The following is an 8829-nucleotide window of genomic DNA, read 5'->3' on the forward strand; positions in this document are numbered from 1 at the left end:
TTGGAGGGAAAATATGGGCGGAGAACTAGGGGAGATAAGTAGTGATAATTTTTATATATCAAAAAACTATGAAGATAGTTTAGATATATTCACTAAAAAAGCGAAGGGGATTTATTATACACCAAAAAAGGTAGTCGATTATATTATAAAAAAAACTATAAAAAATCATGATGTAGTAAAAAATCCATATCCAAAGATACTAGATATATCTTGTGGATGTGGGAATTTTTTATTAGAAGTATATGATGTACTTTATGATTTATTTGAAGAAAATATATATGAATTAAAAAGAAAATACAATGATGAATATTGGAAAATAGATAACATCCACAATCATATAATAAGTAATTGTATATATGGTTGTGATATAGATAGTGATGCTATAGATATATTAATAGGAAGTCTTAAACATAAAGATAAAGATTTAAAAGTAGATAAAATAAATATAGAGTGTGTAGATTCATTAACTAAAGATTTTGAGGATAAGTTTGATTATATTGTTGGAAATCCTCCTTATGTAGGGCAAAAAGTACTTGATAATAAATATAAAAAGATGCTACTAAAAGAATATTTTAAAGTATACAAAGGTAAGTCAGATTTATATTTTTGTTTTTATCAAAAGATAATAGACTTATTAAAAAAAGATGGGATAGGAAGTGTTATAACACCAAGATATTTTTTAGAAAGTCCATCAGGTATAGATTTAAGAAATTATATAAATGAAAATGTGTTAATAGATGAAATAGTAGATTTTTCAGGTGCGAATATATTTAAAAATATTGGAGTTTCAAGTTGCATATTTACTTTTAAAAAAGAAAACAAAGAAAATAATTATATAAATATATTTAAGCTAAAAGATGAAGAATTAAATGTATCTAAAGATAAAGATTTAGAGTATTATCTTGAAAGTAATTGCTTTGAAAATTTTAAATTACAACAATCTAGTCTAAGTAATGAATGGATAATAGTAAATGAAGATGACAAAAAATTTTATGATAGTATAAATTTAAAATGTAGCTATATATTAGATGATATATGCACAAGTTTTCAGGGTATAATAACAGGATGCGATAAAGCATTTGTAATAAAAAATGATAATAAAGATTTAAAAAAATAAATACTAATCTTTTAAAGCCTTGGGTAAAAAATAAAATATATGTAAATATATGGTTGAAGATAGTAATTTTAAACTAATATACTCTGATGATATAGACGATGAAGGTAAATATATATTTGAATTAAAAAGATATATAGGTAAATATAAAGAAAAATTATTAAATAGAAGAGAATGTATAAAAAATATTCGAAAATGGTATGAACTACAATGGGGTAGAGATAAAAATTTATTTGAAAGAAAAAGATAATGTACCCTTATAAATCGGTAGAAAATAGATTTGCAATAGACTATAAAAATAGATATTGTAGTGCCGATGTTTATTCATTTTTTATAAAAGATGAATACCTAAATGAATTTTCTTATGAATATTTAGTTGGTATTTTAAATAGTGATATATATGATAAGTATTTTAAAATCACAGCTAAAAAAATGAGCAAAAAAATATATGATTATTATCCAAATAAAGTAATGAAAATGAAAATATTTAAAGACTGTAATTATAGTAAAATAGAATCTTTATCAAAAGAAATAATAAATTTATTAAATAAAAAAGATAAAAATGAAAATGATAGTAATAAGGTAGTTAAATTGCAAAATGAAATAAATAAACTAGTTGAAAAATCTCTGTTGCTATAATCACTAATAAGCCTAAAATGTCATATGATTAATAAGAAGACATTTAATAGGAGGTCAAATTTATGATTAGTGCTAGAGTATCAGAAGGTGAAAAAATAGTATATGTAGATGTTAGTGGATATATAACTAGTAGAGATGCTAGTGATTTTATGCAAAATTATAGACAAATGACTAAAGGAGTTAAAACTTCACAATATAGATTAGTAGTTACTCCATCAATATTTGAATGTGAAAATAATGAAGATATAAGAACTGTTTGTATGTCTTTTTTAAAGGGTGGATATAAAAAAATGTATTTAGTAGATCCAAGAAATTATATAATGGGAAGCTTATCACTTGGGACTATAGAAAAGAAACTATTTACAAAATCTGTTAAAATAATAGGTAGTGTAAATGATATAAAATAAAAAAATAAATTATTTTGATTATAAAAATTTGAAAGATATGTACTTTTTTTATACTTTTATGATAAAATATAGTCAGAATTAATAGAAAGTATATATCTTTCGCATCAAAATAGGTGATGACTATGAAAGGTTTAGTATTAGAAGGTGGAGGCACTAAAGGTGCATATCAAATAGGAGCATATAAAGCTTTAAGAGATCTAGGACTTGAATTTCAAGGAGTAGCAGGAACTTCAATAGGAGCCTTAAATGGAGCATACATAATACAAAATGATATTGAAGTTATGGAAGAGATTTGGATGACTTATGATTATACTCATTTTATGAATATAGATGAAGAAAGTTATGAAAAATATAAAAATATCGACTTTACTGCTAAAAACTTTAATACAGTCATAGAATTAATAAATAAAGCTAGAAAAAATGAAGGAATTGATATTAGTCCACTAAAAGCGTTGCTTGAGAAAACGTTAGATGAAGACGCTATTAGAAAAGCAAATAAAGATTTTGGATTAATGACTGTTTATTGGGACAAAAAAATTAATCCATATCCAAGGTATTTAGAAGATATACCAGATGGAAAATTAATAGACTATTTAATAGCAAGTTCAAGTTTACCTATTTTTAAATTAGACAAACTTGATGATAAACTTTATTTAGATGGAATGTTTTCTGACAATATGCCAATAAGTCTTATAGAAACTAAAGGATATAAAGATATTGTTGTTATTAGACTTTTAAATGACTTTATTGGAAAAATGAATTTAAATAAATATCAAGAACATGCTGATATAAATATTAAAACAATAATACCTTCAGAGTATCTAGGAGGGTCTTTAAATAAAGATAAAGAAAGTGTATCTAAAAATATAAATTTAGGTTATTTAGATGCTATGAAATCCTATGATAGATACCAGGGAGTTAGATATTATTTTAATGCTGACTACAAATTTGATGAAGATTATTGTTTTAATAAATTTGTAAATCTAGATAAAGAAACAATAGAAAGTTTACTAAATTTATTAGGTATAAAAAAAGAACCATCACTTAGAACTTTGATGGAAAGTATAATACCTAAAGTTGGAGAGTTACTTAACTTACCAAAAGACTTTTCATATAAACATTTGTTTTACAGTATATATGAAAAAAAACTTGAGGAAAGTAGTATAAATAGATTAAAACTTTATGATTTTAATAAAGTAGTAGATGTTGTTAACAAAAATATGAATCCTAATAAAAATTTAATATTAGATTTAGAGACAAAGCCTATACTATCTTTACAAAAAAACAAAATGAGCAAAATTATGACAAATTGTTTTATAAAAGATTTTAAAAATCAAGGTTAAGGTTATACATTAGGATGGTGGGACAAAATTTGAACCATAGGACAAAAAAAGACAAGTATTAATACTAATACTTAATATTGAGCAATGGACGTAGTCGTTTGAGCAACGTGTTGGCGAACTGCTTGAGCGATATGAGCAAAGCGAATTTTTATTTACTAAATGTTAATAAAGTAAACAATACTTTAAGAATAAATTTATTGGAGGTTTTTTAAAATGGAAAAAATAGTTAGTATAAAAAATGCAAGTGGATTACATGCTAGACCAGCAGGAATGTTTGTTAAGAAAGCTGCTGAATTTAAATCTACAGTAGAAGTTGTAGCTAAAGGAAAAACTGTAAATGCTAAATCAATAATGGGTATAATGAGTTTAGGATTAGCTCAAGGAGATGAATTAACAGTAGTTGCAAATGGTGACGACCAAGAAGCAGCAGTTAATGCATTAGTTGAATTAGTTGAAGGTGGATTTGGAGAATAATAATTAAACCTCGGTTTATTCCGGGGTTTTATTTGGTATATAATATATAAGCGTAAATAAGTAAACTTTTGGAGGGTGTATATATGTACAAAGGAACAGGAGCATCTCCTGGAATAGCTCTAGGAAAGGCGTTAGTAGTTGAACATAGTGAGTTAGTTATAGAAAAAAGAAATATAGAAGATGTTGAAGCTGAAGTAGCTAAGCTACAAAAAGCTGTAGAAATTTCAACAGAGGAATTAACTAAGGTTAAGGAAAAAGCTTTCAATGAATTAGGAGAGCATGAAGCTGAAATATTTGAAGCTCACTTATTAGTTTTAGCTGATCCAGAATTAGTAGACTCTGCTATATCTAAAATAAGAGACGAAAAGGTAAATGCTGATTTTGCTTTAAATGAAATAAAAGAAATGTTCGTAGGTATGTTTGAAGCTATGGACAATGAATACATGAGAGAAAGAGCAGCAGATATAAAAGATGTTACAAATCGAGTGCTTAGACATATATTAGGAGTTAAAGTTGTTGACTTAGCAGGATTAGATGAAGAAGTCGTGTTAATAGCACATGATTTAACACCATCGGATACTGCTACAATGAATAAAAAAATGGTTTTAGGTTTCTTAACTGATATAGGGGGAAGAACTTCTCATACAGCTATAATGGCTAGAACTTTAGAAATAGCAGCTGTAGTCGGACTTAATGATATAACTAAAACAGTTAAAGATGGAGACTTTATAGTATTTAACGGAGATACTGGTGAAGTTATAGTAAATCCAGATGAAGAAACTAAAGCTAAATATGCTAAATTAAAATCAGACTTTGAAGATTACAGAAAATCTTTAGAGTTATTAAAAGGAAAACCATCTGTAACTTTAGACGGAAGACATGTAGAATTAGCAGGGAATATAGGAAGTCCTAACGATGTAGAAGGATTAATAAAGAATGATGCTGAAGGTGTTGGTCTTTATAGAACAGAATTCTTATACATGGATAAAGAGGATGCTTTCCCAACAGAAGAAGAACAATATGAAGCTTATAAAGCTGTACTTGAGGGGATGAATGGAAAGCCTATAGTAATAAGAACATTAGATATAGGTGGAGATAAGGAATTACCATACTTTGAAATGGAACCTGAAATGAACCCATTCTTAGGATACAGAGCTATAAGACTTTGCTTAGATAGAACTGATATATTTAAAACTCAATTAAGAGCTTTATATAGAGCAAGTGTTCATGGAAAACTTAGAATAATGTTCCCTATGATTTCATCACTAGAAGAATTATTAGCAGCTAAAGAAGTTATAAAAGAAGTTTTAGCTGAACTTGATAATGAAGGTATAGCTTATGCTAAAGATGTAGAAGTAGGTATGATGATAGAAATACCATCATCTGCTATTATAACTGATATATTAGCTAAGCATGTTGATTTCTTCTCAATAGGAACAAATGATTTAATCCAATATACTTGTGCAGTAGATAGAATGAACCAAAAAATAAGTCATTTATATAACCAATTTAATCCAGCAGTACTTAGACTTATAAAAATGACAATAGATAACGCTCATAAAGAAGGAAAATGGGTAGGAATGTGTGGAGAATCTGCAGGAGATCAAAGAATGATACCAATATTACTTGGATTTGGTCTTGATGAATTCTCAATGAGTCCAATATCTATACTTCCAGCAAGAAAATTAATAACTTCTGTAAAACATGAAGATATGAAAAAATTTGCTGATGAAATATTAGCTATGGGGACAGCAAAAGAAATAAAAGATTACGTAGATAAAACTTTTAATATGTAATTAATATATAAAGACCGCTAAATTAGCGGTCTTTTTGTATATTAGGTAGTATAATAAAGTTTTTTATTATATATTTATATTTATCTAGTGAGATAAATTTTAAGATATAATGTATATATAAAAACTAGATAAGGATGATAATATGAAAAAGAAAATTAAAGTAGAAAAACCAAAGTTGTTAGAAGAACTAGAATTAATTGAAGATGTGTACTCTGAAATAGAGAAATATGAAACTATAAGAAATAAAGTTATACAAGATACTTCTATAAGTGATATAGAAGGAATAAGAATAAGTTTAGACTCATGTTTATTTAAAAATGTAGATTTTTATGAATGTGATTTTAGTAAAATAGACTTACTAGATGTAGTATTTGAAAACTGTGATTTATCAAATATATCTTTTAATGATTCAAGTATTTATAGAGTTGAATTTAAAAATTGTAAGCTAATAGGATCTAAATTTGAAGATTGTGTAATGAAGAATGTATCTTTTGATAATGTATTAGGAAAGTATATTAACTTTTCTTTCTCGAAATTTAAAGGAGTTGAAATGAAGGAATGTAATTTAGATAGTTCGGTATTTCAAGAAATTATAAATGAAGGTATATTACTTGAAAATAATGAACTTAAAAACTCAAACTTTCATAAGTCTAAATTAAATGGGATAGATTTTAGAACTTGTAATATAGAAGAAGTTGAAGTTGGAATTAATGAAGTTTCTGGTGCTATTTTTAATATGGAACAGGCATTAGATTTAACAAGACTTATGAAAATTATAATAAAATAATTTACATGCATTATTTGATATAAATCTTATATATAAAAATAATTATATTATAAACTTTGGTAAAATTTTAGAAAATATAAATTATTTAAATAATTACATTATATTATTGTTTTAATAAATTATTTAAAGTGAATTTAGTAAGATTCCTAATTTAAATAAGTAAATATAAAAAATGTAGTAAAGTATTGTTTAATATTTAGAAAAGTTAAACAATAAAATTATTGACATATAAAAAATGATAGATTATCATTACTATAACATAAATAAGTGCTTAGAAAGTAAAGACTTTGAAGGGAAGAGTAAATATAGAATGTAGTCAAAGCGAATTGGTGATAGTGAGAGTCCAATACGAAGTCTATATCGAAGAACATCCTGGAGTTGCTAACCGAAATCTTTTTAGATAGTAGGCTTAGACGGAACCAAACCGTTATCAAGTTGGAATGTAATGAGATTAAAATCTCGCTACATTATGAGGAGAAATCGAATTAATTCGAGTTAATCAGGGTGGTACCGCGGAAACAGTAGCTTTTCGTCCCTATATTTTTAATATAGGGATGGAAAGCTTTTTTTAATTGTATGACGTCATGCTTTATAAAAAATATAATATAAGGAGTGAAATTAAAAATGTGTTTAATGATACCAAAAGAATACAAAAGTAGTTTAGGAATAATACAAACTCAACAAGCAATAAAAGAATTAAAGGATTTTTTCGAAAATAGATTAGGTGAAGAATTAAAACTTACAAGAGTATCATCGCCTTTATTTGTACTACCAGAATCAGGTACAAACGATGACTTAAATGGAATAGAAAAAGCTGTAAGCTTTGAAGTTCCTGATATGGGAAAAAAAGCAGAGATTGTTCAATCGCTAGCTAAATGGAAGAGAATGGCTCTTAAAAAGTATGGATTTGAAACTGGAAAAGGTCTATACACAGATATGAACGCAATAAGAAAAGACGAAGAATTAGATAACATACATTCTATATATGTAGACCAGTGGGATTGGGAAGTTATAATAGATAAAAATGATCGTAATACAAAGACTTTAAAAGAAGTAGTAAATAAAATTTATAAAGTATTTAAAGAAACAGAATCACATGTTAGTGATATATATCCAGAAATAAAGAGAGTTTTACCAGAAGAAATAACTTTTATTACTTCACAAGAATTATTAGATATGTATCCAGAATTAACTCCAAAGGAAAGAGAAAATAAGATAGTAAAAGATAAAGGTGCAGTATTCTTAATGCAAATAGGAAGAGTTCTTTCAACAGGAGATAAGCATGATGGAAGAAGTCCAGATTATGATGATTGGGATTTAAACGGAGATATACTTTTCTATAACCCAGTATTAGATAATGCAATAGAATTATCATCAATGGGAATAAGAGTAGATGAAGAAAGTTTAGATAGACAATTAAGAGTATCAGGTTGTGACGAAAGACGTAAATTAGACTATCATAAAGCTTTATTAAATGGAGAATTACCATACACTATAGGTGGAGGAATAGGTCAATCTAGAATATGTATGTATTTCTTAAACAAAGCACATATAGGTGAAGTTCAGGTAGGAATATGGCCAAAGGATATGATAGAAGAATGTAGTGAAGCTGGAATACATCTACTTTAAGAATTTGTAATATTTATCATATTTATCAAAACATATATATAAGCTATAATATATTTTAAGTAAGACATGTGTAATCAATATTAGCTTATAGTATTTATAGAGGTGATAAATATGAAAAAAGTAATGAAAGTTATAGATTTTCTTTTAGATGGATTAAAAAGAATATTAGTAAGATTTAAAAATGCTAAATTTGGATTACTTTTTATTATAAATATATTTAGCATACCGGATTTTATTACAGATAGAACTGTTAATATAATTAGTAAATTTAAAGTAATATTTTCTCTAGGGACTGCAATTTTATATATGGTATCTGGGATAGACTTTATACCAGAAATGATAACTGGTGTATTTGGATTTATAGATGATATATTAGTAGTGGTTTGGAGTTTAGGTATTGTTAATGAAGAATTAGCAAAATATAAAAAAAGCATAAAAGAAAATATTGACCCGAATATAATTGAAGGTGTAAATTTTCATATAAAAGATGACAAAGAGTAGTGGATAATTTTCCCTACTTTTTGCATTAATATTTCATATTGAAATGTTTGTGAAAAATTAGATAAGTCTGAAAATTCAACGTAAAAAGCGGTTTTTTTAACTGAAATATCTAAAAAAAATTATAAAAACACATTAAAAA

The 8829-nt window shown here is 26.0% G+C and carries 10 protein-coding genes and 1 other annotated feature; all 10 genes read left to right on the forward strand.

What is annotated here, in order from left to right; translation table 11 throughout:
- Positions 1-13: 13 nt before the first annotated feature.
- The 10 genes from BN899_RS19440 (at position 14) to BN899_RS00540 (ending at position 8690) form a co-directional block, all read left to right on the forward strand.
- Complete coding sequence (locus BN899_RS19440) at positions 14-1117, forward strand: HsdM family class I SAM-dependent methyltransferase (RefSeq protein ID WP_242824029.1); 1104 nt, start codon at positions 14-16, stop codon at positions 1115-1117.
- A gap of 49 nt (positions 1118-1166) precedes the next feature.
- Positions 1167-1364, forward strand: a complete 198-nt coding sequence (locus tag BN899_RS19445; protein ID WP_242824030.1) for a hypothetical protein — start codon at positions 1167-1169, stop codon at positions 1362-1364.
- Positions 1364-1753, forward strand: a complete 390-nt coding sequence (locus tag BN899_RS19450) for a TaqI-like C-terminal specificity domain-containing protein (protein WP_242824031.1) — start codon at positions 1364-1366, stop codon at positions 1751-1753. Before BN899_RS19445 ends, BN899_RS19450 begins: the two co-directional genes overlap by 1 nt.
- Positions 1754-1815: 62 nt before the next feature.
- A complete protein-coding gene (locus BN899_RS00510) occupies positions 1816-2160 on the forward strand; it encodes a hypothetical protein (RefSeq protein ID WP_042271367.1) in 345 nt (114 codons plus the stop codon).
- Positions 2161-2282: 122 nt separating this feature from the next.
- A complete protein-coding gene (locus BN899_RS00515) occupies positions 2283-3503 on the forward strand; it encodes a patatin-like phospholipase family protein (RefSeq protein ID WP_042271370.1) in 1221 nt (406 codons plus the stop codon).
- Positions 3504-3716: 213 nt separating this feature from the next.
- Positions 3717-3977 (forward strand): HPr family phosphocarrier protein, encoded by a 261-nt coding sequence (locus BN899_RS00520; protein WP_042271373.1) that lies wholly within the window; start codon positions 3717-3719, stop codon positions 3975-3977.
- 83 nt (positions 3978-4060) lie between these two features.
- Positions 4061-5773, forward strand: a complete 1713-nt coding sequence (gene ptsP / locus BN899_RS00525; RefSeq protein WP_042271376.1) for a phosphoenolpyruvate--protein phosphotransferase — start codon at positions 4061-4063, stop codon at positions 5771-5773.
- Between the two features lie 142 nt (positions 5774-5915).
- Complete coding sequence (locus BN899_RS00530; protein ID WP_042271379.1) at positions 5916-6560, forward strand: pentapeptide repeat-containing protein; 645 nt, start codon at positions 5916-5918, stop codon at positions 6558-6560.
- 278 nt (positions 6561-6838) lie between these two features.
- Positions 6839-7100: a binding site (T-box leader), on the forward strand.
- An 84-nt stretch (positions 7101-7184) separates the two neighbouring features.
- Positions 7185-8189, forward strand: coding sequence for an aspartate--ammonia ligase (gene asnA, locus BN899_RS00535; protein WP_042271382.1), 1005 nt, complete (start codon positions 7185-7187; stop codon positions 8187-8189).
- A 111-nt stretch (positions 8190-8300) separates the two neighbouring features.
- Positions 8301-8690 carry a YkvA family protein gene (locus BN899_RS00540; protein WP_042271385.1) on the forward strand — a complete coding sequence of 130 codons (390 nt, stop codon included), beginning with the start codon at positions 8301-8303 and terminating at the stop codon, positions 8688-8690.
- The last annotated feature ends 139 nt before the right edge of the window (positions 8691-8829 follow it).

Source organism: Faecalimicrobium dakarense (assembly GCF_000499525.1).
Classification (GTDB): domain Bacteria; phylum Bacillota; class Clostridia; order Peptostreptococcales; family Peptostreptococcaceae; genus Faecalimicrobium; species Faecalimicrobium dakarense.

Excerpts from the sequence above, each read along its gene's own strand:
- BN899_RS19440 (WP_242824029.1), top strand. The coding sequence starts at position 14 with ATGGGCGGAGAACTAGGGGAGATAAGTAGTGATAATTTTTATATATCA.
- BN899_RS19445 (WP_242824030.1), top strand. The coding sequence starts at position 1,167 with ATGGTTGAAGATAGTAATTTTAAACTAATATACTCTGATGATATAGAC.
- BN899_RS19450 (WP_242824031.1), top strand. The coding sequence starts at position 1,364 with ATGTACCCTTATAAATCGGTAGAAAATAGATTTGCAATAGACTATAAA.
- BN899_RS00510 (WP_042271367.1), top strand. The coding sequence starts at position 1,816 with ATGATTAGTGCTAGAGTATCAGAAGGTGAAAAAATAGTATATGTAGAT.
- BN899_RS00515 (WP_042271370.1), top strand. The coding sequence starts at position 2,283 with ATGAAAGGTTTAGTATTAGAAGGTGGAGGCACTAAAGGTGCATATCAA.
- BN899_RS00520 (WP_042271373.1), top strand. The coding sequence starts at position 3,717 with ATGGAAAAAATAGTTAGTATAAAAAATGCAAGTGGATTACATGCTAGA.
- ptsP (WP_042271376.1), top strand. The coding sequence starts at position 4,061 with ATGTACAAAGGAACAGGAGCATCTCCTGGAATAGCTCTAGGAAAGGCG.
- BN899_RS00530 (WP_042271379.1), top strand. The coding sequence starts at position 5,916 with ATGAAAAAGAAAATTAAAGTAGAAAAACCAAAGTTGTTAGAAGAACTA.
- asnA (WP_042271382.1), top strand. The coding sequence starts at position 7,185 with ATGTGTTTAATGATACCAAAAGAATACAAAAGTAGTTTAGGAATAATA.
- BN899_RS00540 (WP_042271385.1), top strand. The coding sequence starts at position 8,301 with ATGAAAAAAGTAATGAAAGTTATAGATTTTCTTTTAGATGGATTAAAA.